Source organism: Pectobacterium atrosepticum, from assembly GCA_019056595.1.
In the GTDB taxonomy this organism is placed as follows: domain Bacteria; phylum Pseudomonadota; class Gammaproteobacteria; order Enterobacterales; family Enterobacteriaceae; genus Pectobacterium; species Pectobacterium atrosepticum.
The window spans coordinates 4,708,504-4,732,595 of record CP036163.1 but is presented as its reverse complement, the minus strand read 5'-3'; the positions used below and the strand labels follow the sequence as shown (position 1 = coordinate 4,732,595).

Annotated in this window: 25 protein-coding genes, 5 tRNA genes and 3 pseudogenes; 16 read left to right on the top strand and 17 right to left on the bottom strand. The window is 44.1% G+C overall.

Going from position 1 to position 24,092, the window contains the following annotated elements; genetic code table 11:
• Window positions 1-7: 7 nt before the first annotated feature.
• Both DCX48_21965 and DCX48_21960 read left to right on the top strand, forming a co-directional pair.
• Complete coding sequence (locus tag DCX48_21965; GenBank protein QXE17348.1) at window positions 8-727, top strand: TatD family deoxyribonuclease; 720 nt, start codon at window positions 8-10, stop codon at window positions 725-727.
• Between the two features lie 118 nt (window positions 728-845).
• Window positions 846-1,061: pseudogene (locus tag DCX48_21960) on the top strand (transposase).
• 230 nt (window positions 1,062-1,291) lie between these two features.
• On the opposite strand, the gene DCX48_21955 reads toward DCX48_21960, so the two are convergent.
• The 8 genes from DCX48_21955 to uvrY all read right to left on the bottom strand — a co-directional run bounded on the left by DCX48_21955 (window position 1,292) and on the right by uvrY (window position 7,165).
• Window positions 1,292-2,017, bottom strand: coding sequence for a hypothetical protein (locus tag DCX48_21955; GenBank protein QXE16934.1), 726 nt, complete (start codon window positions 2,015-2,017; stop codon window positions 1,292-1,294).
• 162 nt (window positions 2,018-2,179) lie between these two features.
• Entirely contained in the window at window positions 2,180-3,439 is a 1,260-nt protein-coding gene (locus DCX48_21950) for a DUF4102 domain-containing protein (GenBank protein ID QXE16933.1), read from the bottom strand.
• Window positions 3,440-3,641: 202 nt separating this feature from the next.
• Window positions 3,642-3,728: transfer RNA gene (locus tag DCX48_21945), tRNA-Leu, on the bottom strand.
• Window positions 3,729-3,736: 8 nt separating this feature from the next.
• Window positions 3,737-3,810: transfer RNA gene (locus DCX48_21940), tRNA-Cys, on the bottom strand.
• 51 nt (window positions 3,811-3,861) lie between these two features.
• Window positions 3,862-3,937: transfer RNA gene (locus DCX48_21935), tRNA-Gly, on the bottom strand.
• Between the two features lie 139 nt (window positions 3,938-4,076).
• On the bottom strand, window positions 4,077-4,625 hold the full coding sequence (locus tag DCX48_21930; protein ID QXE16932.1) for a CDP-diacylglycerol--glycerol-3-phosphate 3-phosphatidyltransferase: 549 nt from the start codon (window positions 4,623-4,625) through the stop codon (window positions 4,077-4,079).
• A 58-nt stretch (window positions 4,626-4,683) separates the two neighbouring features.
• Window positions 4,684-6,516 carry an excinuclease ABC subunit UvrC gene (gene uvrC, locus DCX48_21925; GenBank protein ID QXE16931.1) on the bottom strand — a complete coding sequence of 611 codons (1,833 nt, stop codon included), beginning with the start codon at window positions 6,514-6,516 and terminating at the stop codon, window positions 4,684-4,686.
• Window positions 6,509-7,165 carry a two-component system response regulator UvrY gene (uvrY, locus tag DCX48_21920; GenBank protein ID QXE16930.1) on the bottom strand — a complete coding sequence of 219 codons (657 nt, stop codon included), beginning with the start codon at window positions 7,163-7,165 and terminating at the stop codon, window positions 6,509-6,511. Before uvrY ends, uvrC begins: the two co-directional genes overlap by 8 nt.
• 644 nt (window positions 7,166-7,809) lie before the next feature.
• On the opposite strand from uvrY, the gene DCX48_21915 reads away from it, so the two are divergent.
• Entirely contained in the window at window positions 7,810-8,034 is a 225-nt protein-coding gene (locus tag DCX48_21915; GenBank protein ID QXE16929.1) for a DUF2594 family protein, read from the top strand.
• 93 nt (window positions 8,035-8,127) lie between these two features.
• On the opposite strand, the gene DCX48_21910 is transcribed toward DCX48_21915, so the two are convergent.
• Together DCX48_21910 and DCX48_21905 are read right to left on the bottom strand one after the other, a co-directional pair.
• Window positions 8,128-8,415 carry a hypothetical protein gene (locus DCX48_21910; GenBank protein QXE16928.1) on the bottom strand — a complete coding sequence of 96 codons (288 nt, stop codon included), beginning with the start codon at window positions 8,413-8,415 and terminating at the stop codon, window positions 8,128-8,130.
• A 461-nt stretch (window positions 8,416-8,876) separates the two neighbouring features.
• A tRNA-Lys gene (locus DCX48_21905) sits at window positions 8,877-8,952 on the bottom strand.
• 332 nt (window positions 8,953-9,284) lie between these two features.
• Here DCX48_21905 and DCX48_21900 point away from each other — a divergent pair.
• On the top strand, window positions 9,285-10,697 hold the full coding sequence (locus DCX48_21900; protein QXE16927.1) for a D-serine/D-alanine/glycine transporter: 1,413 nt from the start codon (window positions 9,285-9,287) through the stop codon (window positions 10,695-10,697).
• 169 nt (window positions 10,698-10,866) lie between these two features.
• On the opposite strand, the gene iraP is transcribed toward DCX48_21900, so the two are convergent.
• Together iraP and DCX48_21890 are read right to left on the bottom strand one after the other, a co-directional pair.
• Window positions 10,867-11,133 (bottom strand): anti-adapter protein IraP, encoded by a 267-nt coding sequence (gene iraP, locus DCX48_21895; GenBank protein ID QXE16926.1) that lies wholly within the window; start codon window positions 11,131-11,133, stop codon window positions 10,867-10,869.
• Window positions 11,134-11,513: 380 nt separating this feature from the next.
• Complete coding sequence (locus tag DCX48_21890; GenBank protein QXE16925.1) at window positions 11,514-11,789, bottom strand: LysR family transcriptional regulator; 276 nt, start codon at window positions 11,787-11,789, stop codon at window positions 11,514-11,516.
• A 378-nt stretch (window positions 11,790-12,167) separates the two neighbouring features.
• Here DCX48_21890 and DCX48_21885 point away from each other — a divergent pair.
• The 3 genes from DCX48_21885 to DCX48_21875 all read left to right on the top strand — a co-directional run bounded on the left by DCX48_21885 (window position 12,168) and on the right by DCX48_21875 (window position 14,009).
• Window positions 12,168-12,243, top strand: a tRNA-Asn gene (locus DCX48_21885).
• A 161-nt stretch (window positions 12,244-12,404) separates the two neighbouring features.
• Window positions 12,405-13,673 carry a DUF4102 domain-containing protein gene (locus tag DCX48_21880; GenBank protein ID QXE16924.1) on the top strand — a complete coding sequence of 423 codons (1,269 nt, stop codon included), beginning with the start codon at window positions 12,405-12,407 and terminating at the stop codon, window positions 13,671-13,673.
• Window positions 13,674-13,826: 153 nt separating this feature from the next.
• Window positions 13,827-14,009, top strand: coding sequence for a hypothetical protein (locus DCX48_21875; protein QXE17347.1), 183 nt, complete (start codon window positions 13,827-13,829; stop codon window positions 14,007-14,009).
• 244 nt (window positions 14,010-14,253) lie between these two features.
• Here DCX48_21875 and DCX48_21870 read toward each other — a convergent pair whose 3' ends face one another.
• From DCX48_21870 to DCX48_21855, 4 genes are all read right to left on the bottom strand, one after another.
• Window positions 14,254-14,691, bottom strand: a complete 438-nt coding sequence (locus tag DCX48_21870) for a hypothetical protein (protein QXE16923.1) — start codon at window positions 14,689-14,691, stop codon at window positions 14,254-14,256.
• Between the two features lie 50 nt (window positions 14,692-14,741).
• On the bottom strand, window positions 14,742-16,130 hold the full coding sequence (locus tag DCX48_21865) for a two-component sensor histidine kinase (GenBank protein QXE16922.1): 1,389 nt from the start codon (window positions 16,128-16,130) through the stop codon (window positions 14,742-14,744).
• Window positions 16,130-16,807: a response regulator gene (locus tag DCX48_21860; GenBank protein ID QXE16921.1), complete on the bottom strand. Its 678-nt coding sequence runs from the start codon at window positions 16,805-16,807 to the stop codon at window positions 16,130-16,132. The genes DCX48_21865 and DCX48_21860 overlap by 1 nt, the downstream gene beginning before the upstream one ends.
• A 101-nt stretch (window positions 16,808-16,908) precedes the next feature.
• Window positions 16,909-17,109, bottom strand: a complete 201-nt coding sequence (locus DCX48_21855; protein ID QXE16920.1) for a hypothetical protein — start codon at window positions 17,107-17,109, stop codon at window positions 16,909-16,911.
• Between DCX48_21855 and DCX48_21850 the strand changes: the two genes are divergently transcribed.
• The 6 genes and pseudogenes from DCX48_21850 (at window position 17,013) to DCX48_21825 (ending at window position 20,377) form a co-directional block, all read left to right on the top strand.
• On the top strand, window positions 17,013-17,849 hold the full coding sequence (locus DCX48_21850) for a MipA/OmpV family protein (GenBank protein QXE16919.1): 837 nt from the start codon (window positions 17,013-17,015) through the stop codon (window positions 17,847-17,849). The two genes, DCX48_21855 and DCX48_21850, sit on opposite strands and share 97 nt — an antisense overlap.
• A gap of 173 nt (window positions 17,850-18,022) precedes the next feature.
• Window positions 18,023-18,109: pseudogene (locus tag DCX48_21845) on the top strand (oxidoreductase).
• A 207-nt stretch (window positions 18,110-18,316) separates the two neighbouring features.
• A pseudogene (locus DCX48_21840) lies at window positions 18,317-19,229 on the top strand (hypothetical protein).
• Window positions 19,230-19,382: 153 nt separating this feature from the next.
• Window positions 19,383-19,577 (top strand): AlpA family transcriptional regulator, encoded by a 195-nt coding sequence (locus DCX48_21835; protein QXE16918.1) that lies wholly within the window; start codon window positions 19,383-19,385, stop codon window positions 19,575-19,577.
• 16 nt (window positions 19,578-19,593) lie between these two features.
• Window positions 19,594-20,178: a DUF2857 domain-containing protein gene (locus tag DCX48_21830; protein ID QXE16917.1), complete on the top strand. Its 585-nt coding sequence runs from the start codon at window positions 19,594-19,596 to the stop codon at window positions 20,176-20,178.
• The gene (locus DCX48_21825; protein QXE16916.1) at window positions 20,168-20,377 is read left to right on the top strand and encodes a TraR/DksA family transcriptional regulator; all 210 of its coding nucleotides are present in this window, start codon (window positions 20,168-20,170) and stop codon (window positions 20,375-20,377) included. The genes DCX48_21830 and DCX48_21825 overlap by 11 nt, the downstream gene beginning before the upstream one ends.
• Before the next feature lie 389 nt (window positions 20,378-20,766).
• Here the strand turns inward: DCX48_21825 and DCX48_21820 are convergent, their stop codons facing one another.
• Window positions 20,767-22,335, bottom strand: coding sequence for a hypothetical protein (locus DCX48_21820; protein ID QXE16915.1), 1,569 nt, complete (start codon window positions 22,333-22,335; stop codon window positions 20,767-20,769).
• Between the two features lie 510 nt (window positions 22,336-22,845).
• On the opposite strand from DCX48_21820, the gene DCX48_21815 reads away from it, so the two are divergent.
• The 3 genes from DCX48_21815 to DCX48_21805 all read left to right on the top strand — a co-directional run bounded on the left by DCX48_21815 (window position 22,846) and on the right by DCX48_21805 (window position 24,090).
• Window positions 22,846-23,067 carry a hypothetical protein gene (locus tag DCX48_21815; GenBank protein QXE16914.1) on the top strand — a complete coding sequence of 74 codons (222 nt, stop codon included), beginning with the start codon at window positions 22,846-22,848 and terminating at the stop codon, window positions 23,065-23,067.
• Between the two features lie 79 nt (window positions 23,068-23,146).
• Window positions 23,147-23,812 carry a transglycosylase gene (locus DCX48_21810; protein QXE16913.1) on the top strand — a complete coding sequence of 222 codons (666 nt, stop codon included), beginning with the start codon at window positions 23,147-23,149 and terminating at the stop codon, window positions 23,810-23,812.
• Complete coding sequence (locus DCX48_21805; GenBank protein ID QXE16912.1) at window positions 23,809-24,090, top strand: conjugal transfer protein; 282 nt, start codon at window positions 23,809-23,811, stop codon at window positions 24,088-24,090. The genes DCX48_21810 and DCX48_21805 overlap by 4 nt, the downstream gene beginning before the upstream one ends.
• Window positions 24,091-24,092: the final 2 nt, after the last annotated feature.

The following is a 24,092-nucleotide window of genomic DNA, read 5'->3' as shown; positions in this document are numbered from 1 at the left end:
ATTTGATATGCATTGTCATTTGGATCTATATAAAGATCCAAATGAGATTATTAATCAATGTGATAAGAAAGGACTATATGTCCTTTCTGTCACAACTACGCCGCAAGCGTATATTGGTAGCAATAAACTTGTTTCTGGCTGCAAAAGAATAAAAACTGCTTTAGGACTTCATCCTGAATTAGCCCACTTGAGGCACGAAGAATTAGGCATCTTTGATATTTTACTACCTCAAGTAAAATATGTTGGAGAGATAGGGCTTGATGGTGGGGCGGATTATAAAAACTATGCTGAGATCCAACTGAAAGTGTTCAGGCATATTTTAAGGGAGGTAAATAATCAAGGAGGGAGGATTATGTCCATACATTCACGAGGATGTGCAGATAAAGTTGTGGATGAATTAAAAGGGATTGACGGAGTTCCAATATTTCATTGGTTTACTGGCACAAAAACAGAGCTTGATAAAGCGATAGATATTGGAGCGTGGTTCTCAGTTGGGCCGGCAATGTTAAATTCAAAAAAAGGGAAGGATATAATAGGGCGAATACCTAAAGATAGATTATTGACAGAAACGGATGCTCCTTTTGCGAAGTTATATGGAAGAAATTTATTTCCTTGGGATGTGGATAAAGCCATTAAAGGTATTTCAGAAATATGGGGTTGTGATTTAGACACTGCTGAGGAAAAATTAGAACATAATTTCCGAAGAATTCTTTCGTTAGGTCGGTAATATATGTGAAAATTGAAGGTGTTACAGTGCTCACTATACCAACGTACAAGAGACTGTAATTTACATTGTGTAATTGCCTTTTTTGATATGTTCACTCCAACAACAGAGACAGGCAACGATGGGCGAAAAGAAACTCAAAGCACTGGCTGCTGAATTGGCTAAAGGCCTTAAAACCGAAGCTGACCTCAATGCGTTTTCCCGCATGTTGACGAAGTTAACCGTCGAAACGGCGCTCAATGCTGAACTCACTGAGCATCTCTGGCACGAGAAAAATGCCCCTAAATCAGGCTCTAATACCCGAAATGGTTACCCATCTAAAACCGTGTTATGCGACTGTAAGCACACCTGTTTTAGGGTCTGTCCCTTAACTTCCCTACACGCTAAAAAGTGCTGCAAGAATCATTTCCGAGATATGATTTTTGGTTAAATATTCATCTATTTGGTCGTTCTTTATCGCTTAGCATTTTTTTGTACAGTTATGACAATGCTGAACTGTACACAAAATAGTTACGGGACACAGCCTAGTGTGACCTTTATAGGTATTACTAACGAAAGAATATTAAATTAATCTTTCTTCCAGTATTCAGAGGGGTCAATAACAAAAGGATTGGGTTTTAATCTGACCATTTTTCGCCCGCTAGAATTATCGAACCACTTGTTTAATCCACTAATTTGAGATGGTGTTAATGCTAGTTTTGCATGAAGATAGCTTTTCAGACTGTCGACATAGCTTAGATCTTTATCTTGATTAACTTTTATAAATTGATTAATCCAAAATTCACAAGCGTATATAGCCTGTAAATTCCTAAGAGAATATTCAGGAAATGATTTGCTCTCAATTAACCTATTCAAGAAAATAAAATCACCCTCGGTTAAACTATCACGTTGATAACGCTCATATAGCTCATCAAGTTTTTTGTATTTTATTTTGGGAAAATTTTTAAGTTTCTCAACACGTAGTAGCAAATAAGCAATAGCATTTTGGTTACTATGATCGTCCTTTTTAGACGTGCCCCCTACTTTCCCAGTGGCTATTTTGGGCGGTGCCTTAGAGGTATCCCCACCCACTTCCCCCCCTGGCTCTAAACATCCTTTCGTCAAATCAGGAACTTTTTCCCCAGGATTACTGACGTAATTGGGATTCCGCACACAGTCAGGACCTGCGAACCGTTCGTTACCCTCATGATCAACAACAACAAAGCCCTTACCAGACGTGATGTCGTGTGTCTTACTGCCGAACACACAGGCACAACGCTCAGTGAAGTCGATACGAACAACTCTCCACAGCATGCCCTCCCTCCCTCTGATGACAACGTTCATTATTTTAGAAATACATAAAACTCATATCCAAGTATTTGGTGTGATTATTAGTTATATGAACAGTGTTCTTACCCACAGAACAAACTGTAACCTGAGTCAGTCAGAACTACAGCCTGCCCGTATGCTACCATATCAGCCCACCATCAACTTCCCAAAATCAAACGCACTAACCGCTTTCTCCCGATTCGCATCGAGAAAATTAGCCCACCATTGCAGCATCAGCTTACGCTCATCCAGATGCTCTGCTTTATGGATATACGCCGCGCGAACGCCATTACGTTCCTGGTGGCTCATCTGTCGCTCTACCGCATCCCTAGACCACAAGCCCGACTCAATCAGTGAACTACAGGCCATAGTACGAAAGCCGTGACCACATACTTCCGTTTTCGTGTCGTAGCCCATGGTTTGCAGCGCTTTGTTTACCGTCCCTTCACTAACGGGTTTTCGTGACGAATGATCGCCAATGAAAACCAGCTCGCAATGCCCACTCACTTCTCTGATCTTTTTAAGGATCTCCAGTGCCTGACGGCTCAGTGGAACAAGATGTGGTGTGTGCATTTTTGAACCGCGTTCGGAGAATTTCACTCCTGGAATCGGTTCACGTTCAGGGGGAATCGTCCACAATGCTCGTTCAAAGTCGATTTCCGGCCAGCGAGCAAAACGGAGCTCGCTTGAACGAATGAAAATCAGTAAGGAGAGATTAATAACCCACTTGGTAAACTCACGGCCTTTGTAACCATCAATGCGACCAAGGAGTTCAGGCAAACGTTCAAGCTCCAACGCCGGGCGATGTTCGACTTTGCCGGGCATAATCGCCCCCGCCATATCCTGCGCCGGATTATAGTCAATCAAGCCATTTTGTACGGCATAGGTCATGATGGCAGTCACACGCTGTTTTAGACGCTTCGCCACTTCTAAACGTCCTGAACGTTCAACACTTTTGATCGGTGCCAGTAAGTCGCGTGTTTTCAAATCTGCGATATGTGTGTTGCCAATAACGGGGAAAATATTGTCGCTCAGGCTTTTCAGGATACGCTCGCCATGGGATTCAGACCATTTCTTGTTGTCGGCGTGCCAGGCGCGAGCCACAACTTCGAAGGTCTTTTCATCCTCTTCCTGTTTGGCTTTTACCGCTTTCTTATGTTCGCGGGGATCGATGCCCGCAGCGACCTGCTTCCGAGCTTCATCCCGTTTCTGACGCGCTTCAGAAAGAGAGACTTCAGGATAAACGCCTAATGCCATGAGATGTTGCTTGCCACCAAAACGAAAGCGCAGCCGCCAGTATTTGGAACCATTGGGATGAACCAGCAGAAACATCCCATCACCGTCAGTCAGTGAATACTCTTTTTCTTCTGGTTTTGCCGAACGCACTTTGATATCGGTCAGAGCCATTATCAATATCCTCATTGGTGCTTACGGTGAGTATACAGAGCAAGATAGAACCAACATATATACTCAGATGTATACTCACAAGCAAGTTGATGTCGATTGAATTGCGTTGACGTTGGGAGAGTATGGAATGAAGTGGAAGCCAGTAAAACCGTGGATTTTAGGCAAAAAAATAGACGTCGGTTGACGTCTATTGATTTATCAATGGTGCCCGGGGCGGGACTTGAACCCGCACAGCGCGAACGCCGAGGGATTTTAAATCCCTTGTGTCTACCGATTTCACCACCCGGGCTTAAATATTGGAGGCGCGTTCCGGAGTCGAACCGGACTAGACGGATTTGCAATCCGCTACATAACCGCTTTGTTAACGCGCCAAAATATTCAGGTCTTAGTAACCAACATCCGCAATTGCCGATGCTTTAAATTGGAGCGGGAAACGAGACTCGAACTCGCGACCCCGACCTTGGCAAGGTCGTGCTCTACCAACTGAGCTATTCCCGCAACACAGAACTTACTGATTTATCTAACTTCTTACAAACCAGCGTTGCTGTTGATGCGGTGCATTCTACTGACCTGACGCAATGAGTCAACAGAATTATCAAGCAACCGCATTCGTTTGCTGGTTTTTACGGCGCTTCGATCAAGGTTCAAGCAAATCGTGGCGCGCAGCATTCAAATATTGAAACATGGACCAAAAAGTCAGCACTGCTGCTATGTACAACGCCGCAACGCCAATACCTTCAACAATGCGTTCTGGGCGCCATAGCAAAGCAAAAAGCGCCATCATCTGAGCCGTGGTTTTGACCTTCCCTATCCACGACACAGCAACGCTGCTTCTCTTGCCAATTTCAGCCATCCACTCGCGCAATGCTGAAATAATGATTTCTCGCGCGATCATCGTTGCAGCAGGCAACGTAATCCACCAAGAATGATAATATTCCGCAACCAACACCAGCGCGACAGCCACCATCACTTTATCCGCAACAGGATCGAGGAAGGCACCAAAGCGCGTGGTTTGTTTCCAGCGGCGGGCAAGGAAACCATCAAACCAATCCGTTACGGCAGCAAACACGAAGATCAACGCGCAAAGCAGCGGTGCCCAGACGAATGGAAGATAAAACGCCAGCACGAAAAACGGAATAAGAGCAACACGAAACAGGGTAAGCAACGTCGGTATATTAAATTGCATAGCGCTTAGGTAACTATCTGGCTGGAGTGGATACTAGGAGTATGTTGCTACATTGTCCCTAGTGTTTCAATGCATGGAAGATTTTTTCTGCCAATCCATGCGAAATTCCTGGAACATTTGCAATCTCCTCAATGCTGGCATTCATCAAAGGCTGTAGCCCTCCCATGTATTTCAACAGGGTTTGGCGACGTTTAGGGCCGACACCTTCAATAAGCTCCAACGTACTGGTGTTTTTTACTTTTGCTCTCTTCTTGCGATGTCCGCCAATCGCATGGTCATGCGAATCATCGCGAATATGCTGGATAACGTGCAGCGCTGGAGAATCAGCAGGCAGTGCCATTCCCTCACCCGTCGCCTCAAGAAACAGCGTTTCCAGCCCGGCTTTACGATCGCTGCCTTTCGCGACACCGAGCAACAGAGGCTTATTTTTATCCCACGATACTTGCAAAGAGTCAAACACGGCCTGAGCCTGACCGAGCTGTCCTTTCCCACCATCGATCACAATGACATCCGGTATTTTACTGTCATCTAACGCTTTACCATACCGGCGCTGGAGGACTTGCGCCATGGCGGCATAATCATCACCAGGCGTAATACCACTGATATTATAGCGGCGATATTCCGAACGTAACGGGCCGTTAGCATCAAATACCACGCAGGATGCCACCGTCTGTTCACCCATAGTATGACTGATGTCAAAACACTCCATTCGGTGGATTTCGGGCAACTGCAAGACGTTGGCTAATGCAGCCAAACGCTGATGAATGGTGGATTGCTGAGACAATTTTGTAACTAGCGCCGTAGCAGCATTCGTCCGCGCTAGTTTTAGATAGCGAGCACGATCGCCACGGGGTTTCGTCTGAATTTGGACTTTTCTCCCCGCAACCGCCGTTAGGGATTCGGTAAGCAAATCTTTATCAGGCAAGGTAAAATCAAGCAAAATTTCTGTGGGAAGCGTTCGGCCTGAGTTCCCTTGTAAATAGAATTGCCCGACAAAAGTTTGTACGACTTCCCCCAATTCCGTACCGCCAGGCACTTTGGGGAAATAGCTCCGGCTGCCAAGCACTTTCCCTTGTCGGATAAAAAGGACATATACACAGGCCATGCCAGCATCAAAAGCAACACTGATGACGTCCAAATCTTCGCCGTCACCAGAAACAAATTGTTTTTCCGTCACCCGACGAACCGCTTGAATCTGATCGCGTATCCGTGCGGCATCTTCAAAACGCAGGTCACGACTGGCCGACTCCATCCGTGAGATGAGTTGATTCAATACTTGCTGATCTTTACCAGACAAGAACAGGCGAACATACTCAACCTGCTGCCGATAATCCTCTTCGCTAACCAAACCGCTAACGCAAGGCCCAAGGCAGCGACCAATTTGATATTGCAGACAAGGGCGAGAGCGATTGCGATAGACGCTATTTTCACACTGGCGTACCGGAAACAGTTTTTGCAGCAAGATTAACGTTTCACGCACGGCATTTCCGTTGGGAAACGGGCCGAAATATTCGCCCTTCGCATGCTTAGCGCCACGGTGAACCGTCAAGCGTGGATGAGCATCACCACTTAGGAAGATCATGGGATAGGATTTATCATCGCGTAACAAGACGTTATAACGCGGCTGATAAAGCTTAATATAGTTGTGTTCTAGCAGTAAGGCTTCAGTTTCTGTATGCGTGATCGTGACATCAATATGCTTGATGCTTTTGACTAACGCCTCGGTTTTACGGCTGGCAACATGGCTGCGGAAATAGCTGGCAAGTCGTTTTTTTAAGTCTTTTGCCTTACCAACATAGATGACCGTATTGCCGGCATCGTACATACGGTAGACCCCAGGCTGGCTCGTTACCGTTTTTAAAAATGCCGAAGCATCGAAACTCTCACTCACTACTTAACAATGTCTCCGCGGTAAAAAGCCCGTGCTTGATAGCCAGATGAGTCAATTCTACGTCACCGTTAATATTCAGCTTACTGAACATGCGGTAACGATAGCTGTTCACTGTTTTAGGGCTAAGATTGAGCTGTTCTGAGATTTCAGTCACTTTTTGCCCCTTCGTTATCATTAGCATAATCTGTAATTCGCGTTCAGACAAACACTCAAGCGGCGCATCCGTCTGCGGCTCCAACTGGCTCAATGCCATCTGTTGAGCAATATCAGAAGCAATATACCGTTTCCCTGCATGTACGGCTCGAATGGCGGAGATCACTTCCTGAGGGGCAGCAGCTTTACTAACATATCCCGCGGCACCCGCCTGCATCACTTTAGCGGGTAATGGATTTTCCGTATAAATGGTGAGCATGATGACTTTTATATCTGGAGTAAACCGCAAAATTTTACGCGTTGCTTCAAGCCCACCGATGCCCGGCATGCTCATGTCCATCAGAACAACGTCAACATCATTGCTTCGGCACCATTTCACGGCATCTTCACCACAGCATGCTTCACCAACTACTTTCAGACCTTTGATATCGTCAAGAATGCGTCGTATCCCTGCCCGCACCAGTTCATGGTCATCAACAAGAAAAACGCTAATCAAAGAATAATTCTCCAAAAAAGGGAGTAACACTTACATGAAAAGTTGCTTGCAGGTGATACTACGTTGGTTTCAAAAAATAATGAACACAGATTTATATGAATATGTATTTTAAAATATACCGAGAAGGAATAAAGCGCATTTCCCGATCATAACAATATATTGTTAACCTGAAGATGTATGTTGATCACACTCTTAACATTTCAAATACGCCGCACGCTTATAAACAGTTCCATGGCACAAAATGTATGAAAAACAATGTGAATTAAATGGCATGCAATTGGCTTTGCATCTTAAATGTCAATAAAAAGTCACTATTGTAATCGAGCTATTGTTAAGAATTTTATCATCGCCTATAACTGTATTATACAAATAATGCATTCAGGGAAAAACGTCCATAGTTAACATCATATGTATTAAACGAAACACATCTATATCTTTTGCCACAAAACAACAGCCAAAATATAGACGCTATTCTAATAAATTAAATGCATAAAAAACAGTCACTAAAATGGTGTTATCCGCGAATAATATCAATCCATAATATGCTTTATGGTATACTACCCCTATCTATTTTTGCCTGTCGTGTCAGCGGTGACGCCCGCAGCAGGCGAAGGAAAACGTCTTTTTCTTGTTGAGGAGAAAACATGAGCAACGCAGATTTTTCTACTGCCGCATCCGCTGAAACACTGGCCCATGAGGTTACCTGCCTGAAAGCTATGGTTACGCTGTTATTAAAAGCAATCGGCCAGGCGGACGCCGGTAAAGTTATCATCAATATGGAAAGATATATTGCTCAATTGGAAGATGCCGAGCAAGCTGCCGTTTTTGATAACACGATTAAACAAATCAAAACCAGCTACCGTAAATAGCACTAATTGCTACACTGCCATTTCAGTAATTTGATCTGGCGGTGTAGTGATATTTACCACTATCGTCCCTGATTTAAAAATAGAGACCCTCGTCTATTTATTTCCGATACTCATGAGTTTCAGAAGTAGCGCCTCTTCTTTCTTTTTATAAAGCGTTAATTCCGTCACCAACGCTTTATCCAGGAACTGCTTCCTGGAAAGTGCTTTTCTTTCATCAACCAACTCCCTCAGCTCGGTAAAGCACTCATTTATTTTGTACTCTTTTGAACTTTCCGTACAAATTATCTCATGAATTGCCTGGCTTAGTTCAGACAACGAGATAACCGATTTTGGGTCCTGGTGACTTTTTTCTATGACAGCCAGTAATTTTTCGAATCCCACATGAACCTCCGAAATAAAGCAAAAACTTGCTTATGGCTAACCAGGAAACTTCAGCAACCTCTAAACGCCGCCCCAGTGGATGTGAACACAACCCTGTGTATGCAACTCGCAACATCATAATACGATCTATCGACTATTCCGTTCGTTAAGCATAGCACTTTCTCACCACTCTTCGGGGTGCATGAGACACATCCTCACCAAGCGAGGTAGCAACTTTAAGCTATACCATCAACCACGTTATATTTTCACTCAACGTTAGACGTCATTGAATAAAGGACACGCCAGAGGTCATCGTAGATATAGGCGAAAAATACTGAAATAGACATGAAATAAAATAAAGAGAAAGTGGAATTAATAAAAAATACGATGAAATTAAAGGATGGATACAATTTGATGGAAAGAGACTAAAGAAAACAAAATTATAACAAGTTTAAAATAAAACTGTAACTCTTTGAAATTGTTGGTGGGTCGTGCAGGGTTCGAACCTGCGACCAATTGATTAAGAGTCAACGGCTCTACCAACTGAGCTAACGACCCAACGGGGGGGATTATTCTCCTCCAGAGCTCACCTGTCAAATACTTCATATTAATTTTTTACACGCGATAATAGCATTGTTAGCAGTTGGCAATTTTGTTAATCTGCTCGGCCTATATATCTATGCCTTTCATCGTTTTATCTCTCCTTCATTTTAGGGCGAAAAACATACAGCATCACCTTACATCATTATCTGCCTTCTTTATGCTTATCTCAGACATCCGCTGTAATAAGTACTGCGGTTGAGCTATCTTATTCGTTTCGATTTTCGCAAATGAGAGCCGCCAAAGAGCTCAAAAAAACATCACAGACAGAAACAGGAAAGTGTACTTACATGGTCGAAAAATTAAAAGAAACCGCAGACCTTGCCCCTGAACAGGGAGAAGGACTGCAACGGAATCTGACTAATCGTCATATTCAGCTCATCGCTATCGGCGGAGCAATCGGTACTGGGCTATTCATGGGCTCGGGCAAAACAATCAGTATGGCAGGTCCTTCGATCATCTTCGTTTATATGATCATTGGTTTTATGCTGTTTTTTGTCATGCGCGCAATGGGAGAATTATTACTCTCCAATCTCAACTATAAGTCATTCAGCGATTTCGCTGCTGATCTACTCGGGCCATGGGCGGGGTTCTTTACCGGCTGGACTTACTGGTTCTGCTGGGTCGTAACCGGAATTGCCGATGTCGTAGCCATTAGCGCTTACTCTCAGTTCTGGTTCCCCGATTTATCGCAGTGGGTCTCTTCTCTGCTTTGCGTTCTGCTATTACTGACGCTAAATCTGGCAACCGTAAAACTGTTTGGTGAGATGGAATTCTGGTTCGCAATGATAAAAATTGTCGCTATCGTTGCGTTAATTGTGGTCGGTGTCGCGCTGGTCATGATGCAGTTCTCCTCTCCATCAGGAAACGTCGCCTCTTTTAACAACCTATGGAATGATGGCGGCATGTTCCCTAAAGGGATAAGTGGTTTCTTTGCTGGGTTCCAGATAGCCGTATTCGCATTTGTTGGTATCGAACTGGTTGGTACTACCGCCGCTGAAACTAAAAATCCGAAAGTCGTTCTACCACGTGCAATTAACGCCATCCCGATTCGCATCATCATGTTTTATGTTTTTGCATTAATCATGATTATGTCCGTGACACCGTGGGGGGCAATTACTGCGGATCGTAGTCCTTTCGTAGAAATGTTCGTTCTTGTTGGCTTACCTGCGGCCGCCAGTATGATCAACTTCGTCGTATTAACGTCTGCGGCATCCTCAGCCAATAGCGGTGTGTTCTCAACCAGCCGCATGCTATTTGGCCTCGCTAAACAAGGCGATGCACCGAAGAGCTTCGGCATGCTATCTAAACGCGCGGTTCCTTCAACCGGTCTGATGTTTTCTTGTATATGTTTACTCTCGGGCGTGGTGCTGATCTACCTGATTCCGAACGTGATGACCGTCTTTACGCTGGTGACCACCGTCTCCGCGATTTTATTCATGTTCATCTGGAGTATCATCCTATGTTCTTACCTGACATATCGTAAAAAACGCCCTCAGCTACATGCAGAGTCATCATATAAAATGCCATTGGGTGTTTTTATGTGCAGGGTATGCTTGGCCTTTTTCGCTTTTGTTATTGTACTGTTAACATTACAGCCAGATACACGTCAGGCGCTTGTTGTTACGCCGCTTTGGTTTATTGTTCTGGCTATTGCTTATCAGTTTGTTCGTCGAAAAAAGCAGGTTGTTGACGTGAAGTAAAGCGTATAAATGCAAGAAAGGCGCGGACAACGTCGGCGCCTTCAATTTTTTTCAGCAAAGTCACGCATAGCACAAGTATTCTCTATTATTGGATATAATCAATTCTCAATTGATGTGTGGAAATTAATATGCGATCAATTAATGTCGTCACCATTGATATATAAGAAAGTTATTCCCGTAATGAAACGGTTGTGATTCGATTGATATTTTTTTCCAATAATTCGAAAGCTAAGTAATTATGCTCATCCTTCCGCTGCGAAGCATCAGCAACCACACCTTCTATCTTTTTATTTAACTCATTGATTTTACCATCATCAAACGTTGAAACAATAGCAGAAATCAGCATCTCTAACGATTCAATCTTCGCGTTAAGCGCTTTTTCTCCAACTTCTTTTTCTGCCAACTTTATTAAAAGATGAGAGAGGATATTATTCATTTGAACTCCTTAATCAAAAAAATAACCGTCATACACCCATAAGGCAACACCTGTTCTTTGGTGCACAGGATTAGAGAAAACATAACGAAGATTAATGTAACACTGTGAATGGCATGACCGCTAGTGTCTATTACCATTTTAAGGAAATCATATTCACATTGCGGCAATAAAATGAAGCTGCAGATAAATAAACCAAATAAATAAAAAAACTAAAAAACCATTTTATTTTTAAGAGCAACGTCATTGTTTGGAAGAAACTCGATAACACTATGGAATTGTGATGAGACTCACGGAAAAGATATATAATTCCACAGAACATCTAGCAAGAAAGATTGATTGATAGCCAGCCATCGGGAAATGGCTGGCTCTATGACTAACGCTTACGCACTCATTGATTGCCGTACACCACTCACCGCATCCTTTGCCTGTTCGCACTGCGACAATATCGTCTGTGCATGAGAATAAAGAATTTTCCCCGCCTCGGTAGGCGTAACACCACGCCGACTCCGTACCAGCAGCTGTTTTTCGAGTTCACTCTCCAGCGTCGCGACCTGCTGGCTCAGCGCCGGTTGTGCAATATGCAACAACTCAGCAGCCTGTGTCAGGCTACCGATATCAACGATTTTCACAAAATACTTGAGCCGTCTAAGATTCATGTCTGCCTCCTGAGTAGTTACCCTAAAGAGGTAGCAAAAAGCGCGCCATATTTTGTACCTGTACCTAAGAAAAAGTGATACCTCCTTGATAAGCCACAGGTAAAATAAGGAAAAGCAATGATTCTGCTAACCAACGCTCCGGTTTTGTATCGGAAATCGGTCATAAGGCCAATGCCAACCTGCACCATCTTAAAGCAATCTCTGCTATTTTAGGGTGCAGATCTGCCCACCAATCAGCGCATTTCATTGCTTTCTAGTGCTCAACTTGAGCAATAATTTCAATATGTTGGTTATTAGTTCGGCAATCAAACGCACCGAGCTATAACAGTCTTTGACAACCCGAAACGCTCCCGCTATTATCCATCGCACTTAACCGATTCCTCTGTAGTTCAGTCGGTAGAACGGCGGACTGTTAATCCGTATGTCACTGGTTCGAGTCCAGTCAGAGGAGCCAAATTCTTGTTTTCATGCCGCTTTGCGAATCCCTATGTGATTCAGATTCAATAAGTTAGCGTGAAAAGTCTTCCCGATGCATTTTCAGTTTACCCTCCGCATCGGGAGAATTTGGTGGTCAGATTTGGGGTCAAGTTGGTTCGATGACGGAGTGACCCCCAAATGTCTCTTAACGACTCAAAAATCCGCAACTTAAAACCATCCGCAAAGCCCTTCAAAGTTTCTGATTCTCACGGCCTATACCTTTTAGTTAATCCAGGTGGTTCACGTCTCTGGTATCTCAAATATCGTATCAATAGAAAAGAATCCCGCCTCGGCTTGGGTTCCTATCCTGATGTCTCTCTGGCTGATGCTCGTCAACAGCGTGACGGCATCCGTAAATTGCTGGCGCAGAATATCAACCCAGCACAACAGCGCGCTGCTGAAAGAACCACTTCCTCACCAGAAAAAACCTTCAAGCATGTGGCATTGGAATGGCATAAAAGCAACCGCTCATGGTCAGAGAACCATGCCGTCCGTCTGCTTGCCAGCATGAATAACCATATCTTCCCGATAATTGGACACCTGCCGGTCACAGAACTAAAAACTCGCCACTTCATCGATCTGCTGAAAGGAATTGAGAAAAAAGGTTTGCTGGAAGTAGCGGCACGAACCCGACAGCATATGTGCAACATCATGCGTCATGCCGTACATCAGGAATTAATAGAGAACAATCCGGCGGCAAATCTTGACGGTATAATCGCCCCGCCCGTTAAACGCCACTACCCTGCCCTTCCGCTGGAGAAACTACCGGAACTGTTGACTTGCATTGAGGACTACAAGCAAGGGCGAGAATTAACCCGTTTGGCAGTCTCACTTACTCTACACCTGTTCATCCGCTCCAGCGAACTGCGTTTCGCCCGTTGGTCTGAGATCGATTTTAGAAACAAAATCTGGACCATTCCGGCTACCCGTGAATCTATTCCTGGTGTGCGTTATTCCGGGCGTGGTGCCAAAATGCGCACGCCACATATCGTTCCCCTCTCTCGTCAGTCCATCGCTATACTGAAACAAGTACGGAATATATCCGGGCATCTGGAACTGATATTCCCCGGTGACCATAATCCGTATAAACCAATGTGCGAAAACACGGTCAACAAGGCGCTGCGCTTGATGGGTTATGACACGAAAGATGAAATCTGCGGCCACGGATTCCGCGCAATGGCCTGTAGTGCCCTGATGGAATCTGGACTGTGGGCACAGGATGCGGTTGAACGGCAGATGAGCCATCAGGAACGCAATAGCGTTCGAGCTGCTTACATCCATAAAGCAGAATATCTCGATGCTCGAAAAGCGATGATGCAATGGTGGTCAGATTATCTGGATACGTGCCGGGAAGCCTATGTACCCCCGTATATCCAAAGGCAAAGCAATAGCATTAAGACTGAATAACGCTAGATAAGAGCCGTATCATTCCCTGCGTCCTGATTGAGGATTGTGTACTTTTACCTGTTCAGCTAACAACGCCAATATATGGCGAAACCGCTCCTGAAGGCTTAGGAAGGTTAGTGGCGGGAAAGTTAAAACACTGTCGCGCACTCAGAACTGGCGGAAGCATTCGCTTATGCTTTAAACCAGTGGCTGGCCCTTGCGTACTATGCAGAAAATAGCTGGCTAGAAGTGGGTAATAACATCGCGGGAAATGCTCTTCGGCTGGTGAGTCTGGGGCGAAAAAACCAACTGTTCTTCGACTCTGATCACGAAGGTGATCAGGGAACGGACGGATAGGCCGTTTGTCGACTGAACGGCATAGATTCGGATCACTACCTGTATCATGTGCTGCATGACATCGCCGACTGGCTGGTGAGTTGTGATAAGGAACTGCTGCCATGGTGGGTAAAGCTATCTCCGGAATAACCCTTTCAACACGGCTGTACACTTATAAAGATGCAAGTTAAGCGTTAAAAAAACAATTTCAGGGTAATTGCTAATTTTCAGGCTGGAATGCCTGATCGTATCGCTAAGTATAATGTTAGCAGGCGCTGTCCCCATCAGCCCATCGCTTGATATCACTTATATTTGGCGACCTGATGCCTGTACTCAAAATATTCTTAGTTGTGTATAGACTGATCTTAGCTTTGTCACCACCATGGTTCTCTATCTCAATTAGCGTGTTGTTGATAAATAATCCCTCTGAAAGAAGCTTTTGATTGATCTCACCTATTTTGCGCTCACTGTCAAACTCGCTTAACACGATGACCGGATTTCCTGAATATGACTGATATTCCAGACACTGCCTTGCCATGAGCCTTAGGGTTCGATAAGTATCGGAGGACCCCGTCTTGCTAATGAAACTGCCGTCTAAGGATGATTTGTTGTTTTTTAAATCGCTTACGGTTATGGCGCATCCGCTAAGTGATATAGAAAATAATATTGTAGCTAGGGCCAAATATTTCAATTTACGCTCCATTATTCTGGTAAATATCCTACGCAGGGTTAGGATCAAAATCGCGTTTTCTTTCAGACGGAATTTTGATTTGGGATATCAACAATAACCATGAGCCCACCTTCTGCAGAAGTACTTAGTAAAACACTGCTGTTGTGTTGCTGCGCAACCGCTTTGACTATTGCAAGCCCCAATCCACTCCCGCTTTGTATCTGATTGGGATCACGAAAAAATCTGTCGAACACCCGCTCCCTCAATTCAACCATGATTCCGGGCCCTGCATCTGAGATACGCAATTGAATGGATTTTTCTAACGATCGTACCTCTACTTCAACCCGCCCGCCCTCAGGACTGTACTTCACAGCATTTTCAATTAAGTTGTCGATCAGCGACATCAGGCGTTCCCTGACACCTGTAATCCAGACTTCATCATGAGAGTAGAATTCAAGCTCAATTCGGCTCTCAGCAGCTAGAGGTGCCAACTCAGCCATTCGCTCTTGTATGAGCGTCGTCAACGGCACAGGCTCCATAACAGTGTTAATGCGCGCTTCACTATGCATCAGCAGCAGCAACTGATTGACGAGACGAGCAGCACGGCTATTGCTACGAATAATCCCTGCAAGCAATTCCTGTTGACTAACGTTGCTTACATCGGACTGCAAAGCCTCAACATTGACTCGCATTGCAGCCAGGGGAGTACGCAACTCGTGAGCGGCATCTGCAATGAAAGTCCGTTCCCTTTCAGTGCTTTCTCGTACCCTGGCAAGGAATATATTAATCGCGTCCACTATTTGGCGAAGCTCCTTGTGCTTTGGAACTGCTTTTAGGGGAGAAAGATCTTCTGGTGTTCGTAAGGAAACTTCATTTGCCACCTTGTTCCAGGGACGCATTGCAATGCGGATTGACAGCCACGCAGGAAACAAAAGAAAAGGAATGCATACCAGCAGCGGTAATATGTAGTATCCGCGCGAGTTCAGGTATATGAAGAAGTTCCAACCGCCAGCAGGAGTGAGCAGTGTCACCTCTGTGTCGGAGCTCCTAGACTTCAGAGTACGACTAGTCCAGGTGCGATCGTTACTCTGAACACTCTGAATCATCCCATAACCGGTGTTTGTCACTCCTACTGGAGCGCCATCAGATGAATAAATTATCTCTTTATTCTTCCGAACGATTAGGCTGATTGACATTTTTGGGTCTTCACCTCCGCCATAGCCTTCCCGCAATGCCTTGCTGAATGTTTCCAGCACATCGGTTAGATCGTGCGGGCGATCCCCCATACGATCCACCAATGTCAGAATGGTTTCATAGGTTTTGTTGCCTGATAGCATTGGAGGGCTGCGTAAGTTATCCCATAAAATGTAGGTCAGAAAAATACACCAAAGCAGCGTGAGTAATAGCATCTGGGCGATCATAATTCGCCGTACGAGCGTTGGAATTCTCAGATAGCGCCAAAAATTACGCATCAACCTACCCCCTTCTGAATGGGTACGGTGTCAATGACAAACCCCACACCTCTCACCGTTCGCACATAGCCGTCACCGATTTTGCGACGCAAATTTCCCATATGTACATCGAGAGCATTACTCATATTTTCTTTTGCACCGAAGATCCTTTCTTCCAGAAAACTACGGGTCAGAACACGGTCAGAACGCAACATTAACGTTTCAAGCAGCGCGTATTCACTTGCCGTCAAATCAACATGACTTTCGCTCACTGTCACGCGACGAGTTGGCACATGGAGAGATAGACCTCGAATCTCTATCACCTCATTCTGAAAACCATAACTGCGCCGCACAAGTGCTCTCACCCTGGCCAATAACTCAGCGAGAACAAAAGGTTTGACGAGATAGTCGTCTGCACCGGCATCCAGCCCAGTCAAGCGATCTTGCAGAGTGCCCCGAGCAGTCAGGATGATGACGGGGATCCCCTTGAGCTCCTGACGCAGACGCGCCATCAGGCTCATGCCATCACCGTCGGGCAGGCCGAGGTCGAGCAATACAAGTTCTGGCACGCATACATCGAGTTGATGCAGAGCATCCACTTTACGGCGAACCCATATGACATCTAATCCTTGGTCTGTAAGGGCAATACGTACGCCATTGCCGAGATCGATGTCGTCTTCGATTAGGAGAATTTTCACAATAGTTACTTTATCAACAGTGAATGAAGAACGTCTGAAGAAAAAAACGGTGTCAGTAAATCTATCAGGTTTGCAGAACGGGTACTTACTTCAGTATTTCTTCATTTTTGGCTCATGAGAACTTCAGGGTCAGCATTCAAACTGAGCGTTCTGGCGTTTAAAACCGCTTGTATCGTAGTCAGTTGAACCCACAAGGACTTCCTTAATGAGAAACATCGAACTGAGTCATAAGTTCCTCCATTCACTCTCGGGGCATACCCTGGGAAAATTGTTGTCAGGATTTGTCCTCGCGTTATTGGCAACCCCAATACTGGCAGCAGAACAGAAACAGGGCAACGAGTTGACCCTAGGAGGAGGCGTGGATGTTGCGCCACGTTATTCTGGTTCGGATGAAAGCCGAGTCACGACGGCCCTAGTGATTGATTACTCTATGGTAAATGGTTTCTTCGTCAGCTCCACGCGTGGTATCGGTTACGGTAACAATATCGGCAAGTTTGATTACAGCGCTTCGGTGAGTTATCGCGCAGGCAGAAAGGATCGTGACGTGGACAGCGACTCGCTCAGCTACGGTAGCGACTACTTGCGAGGTATGGGTGACGTTAAGGGCTCTGCTATCGGTTTGCCTGGCCTAGGATACGAGGTGACCGACTGGCTTAATTTGCAATTGCAGGCTGAGGTGCCGATTTCTCAGCGAAGCAATGGTGAGGCCCTGCATTTCAGCATTGTCAGCCCGCTCTATACGTCATCGAAAAACGCTGTGACGCTGGCGCTGACCAGTAGTTGGGGGACCAGCAAGTACATGCAGACTTACTACGGGGTAAGTGCATCACAGTCGGCAGCATCGGGGTTTACTCGATATGATGCCAAGTCTGGAATTTATGCCTATTCACTGAATATGGACTGGACGCACAAGCTTAATCAAGACTGGAGCGTAGTTGCCGCAGCAGGATTTACGCAGTTGGCTGGTGATGCACGAAATAGTCCAATTGTTCAACGAAAAACATCGCCCACTGGCAGCCTGAAGGTGACATATAGCTTCTGATCATTGTTCGACGTGTGCTTCTCGGTAGCTTGTGGCTATGCACTGTCAATAAATACAAATTCGGCCCGCCCCAGTTCAGATGATGGGGCGCTACTCAACTCACCAAATCGCCTTGATTATGCCATGTCACTCAGAGCTATATTATTAACTATGCTTAATTTGAGGAGCAACAAATGAATTTAAAACTGACTGGGAAAGTGGCTCTAGTAACTCGAGTCCGAACCAGAATTAGTTTCAGCATTTGCGAAGAACTGGCCGCGAAGTTTGAGTACTGGATTAGTTTAATCTGGTATTTGTTCTTCTTCTTTTTGCCTAAAGCTAAACATGTGCCGGACACGCAGTCTGAGGCGCTTAATATTCAATATAATTCAGATATCATAACGTTTTATGATCCCACTCCCTGAAAAAAACTCACTGAACAATTTCATGAAGTTTTTGTAAAACCCAATAAAATGATGAGATTTATCATGTCAAAAAAACAACCATTATCAAGTACAAACTCTAGCTCTCCTGACTGGCTGACTATAAGTGAAGCAGTTGAAAGGACAAATAAAAAAGGGCTGGGAATTAAAAAAAAATGACATTTACAGACATGCATTACATGATAGCATTCGTCTCTCCATTTACTTTCAGTCGCCAATAATATTACGAAAAATACAAAGATCAGACAACAAAGTAAAACTTAGGAAATCAGAATCGTCATTAATTAATCGCTTATGTTTTTTTGATAAAACAACCTTCATCAACGAGTGTAATTCTATTGTTAGCACTAACGGTGCATATATAACACCCACACAGAGAATTCTTGACACCCAATTAATTGGGTATGAACATGTTCTAATACAGAAATTGCTTGCCTATTCCCTTAAAATTCGTCCACCGGTAACAGGAGCCATTGAATTTAATCACGGCATAACAGTAAACTTACATGGGGAAATATTTCAACTATTTGAAAGGGTAACATGGAAGCAAAGGATAAAACAAAAAATCATGCAACTACCTAAAAATATTGCACAAGATGTACACAAAGAAATATTTTCTCAGAGGATAAGTTATTACTTGGAAAAAGAGTATTTCCCTGCTCATGTTCTACCTCGTGATGCCTGTTTTGTCATTCGACATGCTGAACTTGATAAATTAATTAACATCATGACTAAGAACAGAATGAACCCTTTATCTTCAACACGAATATCAACACCACTATCTCGGTTTTTCTGGCTTGCCTGTAAAAATAATGAGTCTATCAGTCCATTAATCAGGCAACCTTACAAGCTTCTGTCCATCTTTGAACAGTGGGCATCAGCCGAAGGCATGACCGACCGACTCAGCGGCGATACCTTAAAAACAGCGCTTGAACGTGGTTCACCTACGTCCATTTAGGTCCCCAATTAAAATGATGTTACACGTTCCAATCTGAAAACCCGTATTAAGGATCGTGGTGTCCGTAATACGGGCTCTTCTACTTTCACTCCTTCCTTCACTGTGTTTTTTTGTCATCTCCGGGCATATCCCATTTCTGCACTGGAGGTATTTATGACATCTCATCAGTTATTACGTCTGAAACAAGTAGAAGTAAAAACCGGTCTGAAACGCTCACAAATCTACCTGTACATGAAAGAAGGCTCCTTTCCATCTTCAATAAAGATTGGACCTGCCAGCGTAGCCTGGCTTGAATCTGAAATTGACGAGTGGATAAACCTCAAATTAGCTAACCGCTTAACGCGCTGAAGGGAGATACAGCATTATGTTCCCCTCACTGAATTACGCGGTGTTAACAAACGCCCTTGCCGCGCTTAAGGAAGGCAATTTTCGTTATTGCGAAACGTTAGGATTCACATTCGACGAATTGAATGCCCTCAATCAACTATCCCTCGACGAACTGTTTATCGTCAGCCGGGTATCCGCGCAGTTTATGTCGATCACTGTTCGTCACGACGTTCTACAACAGATTCTGGCGTTGTCCCGCCAAGAGGCGCAACGCCAGCAACAGATTAATCGGGCCATCATATTAGGGGGATCTATCGCACTCCTTAATCATTTTTTTGGACTCACCTCAAATGAGGTCTGCACTCGTCGCCGGTTGCTGGGTGTCACCATCCCTTATGGCCGAACGCCTATTCCAGATGAAACCGTTGATGCCGAAATCTGGCTGTCATGGCAAAAGAAACGCACTGAAAACCTTGATACACCTGACGCACTAGAAGCCATGATGCAGGTCACTGAATCGTTGTCCTCTAGGGAAAAAGGGCCTTCCCTGACCGCAGTCTGGAACCGTATCACCCTTTGTGAAAAAGAAGCACTGAATAGGAGGACATCGCATGCCAGATGAGATCGATCGCGATCAGGAATTTAATGAGCAACGCCTGGAAGAGATGATTGAACAGAACCGTTTCAAGCCAGCGACTACACCCTCATTACATTACTGTCGTTTGTGCGGTGAATCCATTCCCGAGCAGAGACGTCTAACCCTGCCGGGCGTGGCAACCTGTACGGAATGCCAGACTATTCTTGAGCGCCGTCAGCGCTGATAGTATGCAGATATACGCGCAGAGAGGCATTCTTCTTTGCGCATTTTTTATTATCTGAATAAGTAAGAAACCATGAGTATTTTAAGTTTCAAAATAATGAATATAAAACCACAGTCATTATTATTTATCTGCATTGGCTCAAACTTTATCTGAAAACGCTCTGTGTTGAGCACAATTAAAAATGATATCCGGAAATGAGCGAAACTCAGATGTTGACATATCAATATTAGTTGGATTTATGAGGCGTAAAAGTCACAATTTAAACCTCTCTACTAATTAACTTTCCGATAACTACTACATGGCTATCACCACCATTCCTTAGTGAATTGCATTGTTGGCACTCTAGGAATGCCAACAAAAAAACATCTAATTTTTAATGAAAAAAAGTGTTAAACGTCAATTGATGCTAAAGAGGATAGATCTCCGCCTTTCATGATTTGCATAAACTTAACCAAATTAACACAACTAAAATCAAATATTCTATCCTCTACAGGCGATGGAAAAAAAATCACCATTACTTTGAAAACTTTCTTAACTTTCCGTACTTCTATTCCTCTCATTTTAAGTTCACTAATCACTATCGGTAGATTTTCAACAACCCATTGATGCTTCGCATTAAACTTGCTGGCATAGGATTTACTTCCAGTAATAAACTTACTTAAGTCATCTCGAAATAGCTTTGGCTCTGTATTAAACCGTACGTTTTTAGCCTCAATGACAAATAAATAATCATTCTTAGGACAATAACCAATAAAATCAATCTCACCAACATTATCCGGTGGCGTGATCACTTTTTTTTGCCAGCGGTAGCGTTCTACTGAAGAAATAGCGCTGACTGCTACAGTTTTAAGATTATCATTCAGAATTTTTTCAAACCATTTCCCTGCCTTATTAGATAAAGAAGCTAGTTGCAGGTCAACTGCCGGTGTTCTCCACTCTTCTGGTAGTTTTTGGTAGCATGTGTTATTAATCAAAATATCTAGGGCTTCTAGTGCCATTACTTTTGAAAATATCAGCACAGGAATATCTTCGTCCATGAACTCAAAAAAACCTCGATGATAGGCTCGATGTTCTTGTTTAGGGTTGAATAATTTCCTATTTTCTAGTTTAACAGTTCTTACGCTAAAGCCGTGAATGGCATTAATTGCTTGTTCATAACTTATTTGGCAGGCTTGCTGTAAATCTGAAATTATTTTTTCTTTAGGAATAATAGCAACGGATGAATGTTGCGATTCTATATAACTGCGTAGAAAATTTATTAGTTGGTGATAGCTGACCCCCAAGTTTTTATAAAAGGAAGTTTCTAACACTTTGCTGTGCTCTTCTATATTATGTCCATAAGGCTTTCCACTAATAAGGGGTAAGACTTGTTTTTTTTCATTACGAATGTCTAAATTATTTTTAGGTTCGGCGTCTTGAGGCACATTAAAATAGACAAATTCTTCTTCATTAAGGAAAAGGTCTACACGATCGTACAAGAATTTATAACTATCAACGCGCATGTAAGTAGAGCACATTTCTTCGATTGAAATAAATATTCTCGATAAAACTGCACCGTTCTCACTATCGCTTAATTTATTTTTTTTAGTTCGAGAAAGCGTCATGTAAAATTGACATAGATATTCCATTAAATATTTAATGCCCCTTCTGGCGTGGCTGGCGTAACTCAACCATTCTTTTTCATCAGATGCAGATAAGGAGTGGTTATAATATAAATAATTCACTCTTGCATACGCTTCATATTCGTTTAGCGCAAAAATAATAAGATCGAGAGTATCAATTCGATCAATATTTTCCACAAACACAGCTTCATGCTCATCAAACATAACAAGACAAACAGAAATCACTTCATCTAATTTGGTTATGTGTCCAGATGTGAATACTGAAAACACCTTTGCTTTTACTCGTTGATATTGTTCATTTTCGTATTTCTGAAAAGGTCTAAATATTCCGTTCATTATAATACACCCACTATTTTCGTTGCAAATACTTATAATTAACTAAGATTTTATTTCATTTCATTCAAACTAGTGTTTGAATTAAGATATCACAGTTAAATTGACAAGAAATAGAAATATTTCGATGCATCGACCCGTTGAATTCACAGCACAAAACTGTCTCTCAGATTAGATATACACATGAGCTACAATAGTGCCAACACAAAAAATCCAATATACTAAAAATAATTACCACGCTATTCTTTTTTTCTCTCATTCCCTTTTTGATTTTCTCATTCTCATCCTGACGCCGATATCGCACGCTTATCGCGCCACCTTCCACTGGCGAGCTTTATGGACGTTTATTCGTCCGGGGCGGGTATTGCTCTTTAACAATGCGAATCGGGCTGTCACACAACCACAATTCAGGGTGCCGCTGAATGTTCTCGCTGACCCGTTGAAACCGGAATGCAGAATCGGGATGTGATCGATTTAGTTAATTCACTATGGCTTTTTATTAAAGGAAATCACATGAGAAAACCTACCTATCACGTATTTGTCACGCAAAAAAGTCAGCCCGACTCCAACAGAGAGAAAAACACTTACTGGACAAAGGTCGGCGTGGCGTTCGCCCATAACGGCAAACCCGGATTGAACATCGTACTGACACCCGATATTGCGGTCTCCGGTAAGCTGGTGCTCCTTGAGCCGAGAGACGATAGCGACACTCCGCAAGCTCCCCACCACGATTAACTTGTCCCCTCACGCACCTTTTCCCTTGCCAGCAACAGTCTGTTGGCTGTGTGTGGCTCGACCTTTTACCGAGGCAACTATGCTTTCCCCCACAGCCTTTCTGGCGGCGACCATACAGTGTGCCGTCACTGTTCACCCCTCCACCGCGTTTGATGTGGCTAAAGTGGAATCCAGCTTTAATCCTTATGCCGTCGCTGAAATTGTGCCAAAGGAAGAAAGAGCGCCCGGCAGCCTAGGTGTCATTTCTCATCAACCTACCAGCAAACAAACTGCCATCAACATCATCAAGCGGGTGGCAGCAAAAGGTCGCCGCTATTCGGTCGGGCTGATGCAAATCACCAGTACCAACTTTCGCCATTACGGCGTAACAGCCCATGACTTGTTAGACCCCTGCATCAATCTGTCCATTTTTGAGCGCATCCTCACCGACTGCTACCAACGCGGTGGCACGCTGAAAAGAGCACTCAGTTGCTACTATTCCGGCAATTTCGATACGGGTCAGCAGCCAGAATCCGCCTTTAACCAAACCAGTTATATCCAGCGTATTGGCTATGCGGTCCGGTCAACGCGGGAAGATCTAAAGCGCAGTACCACCAGCCAATCCACATCATATGTTCATTATCCGACCACCGTCCTACGCGGTGAACTCACCGATAAAACCACACCTGTTGTGACCTCCTTGCACTATCCCGACGCCATCCTTCGCGGCGATGTATCCCTACCTGTAATTAATGAGGAGAAATGACGATGCAAACACGTAAATACTGGCCTGCGTTTTCTTCCCTGTTGATATCGACCCAAACGCTGGCAGCTGGGAGCGGGTTTAATAAAGCCAACGACACGCTGAGTAATACCTCCACCGGCTTGCTCGGGCTGGCCGCCGTCACGATCACGCTGGCAACCATGTGGGTGGGTTACAAGGTGCTGTTTGACGGTAAAAGTTTGCATGATATGCGCAACGTCATTATCGGAGCCATCCTGATTGTCGGTGCATCGGGCTTTGGTGCCTATTGGGCATCATAGGA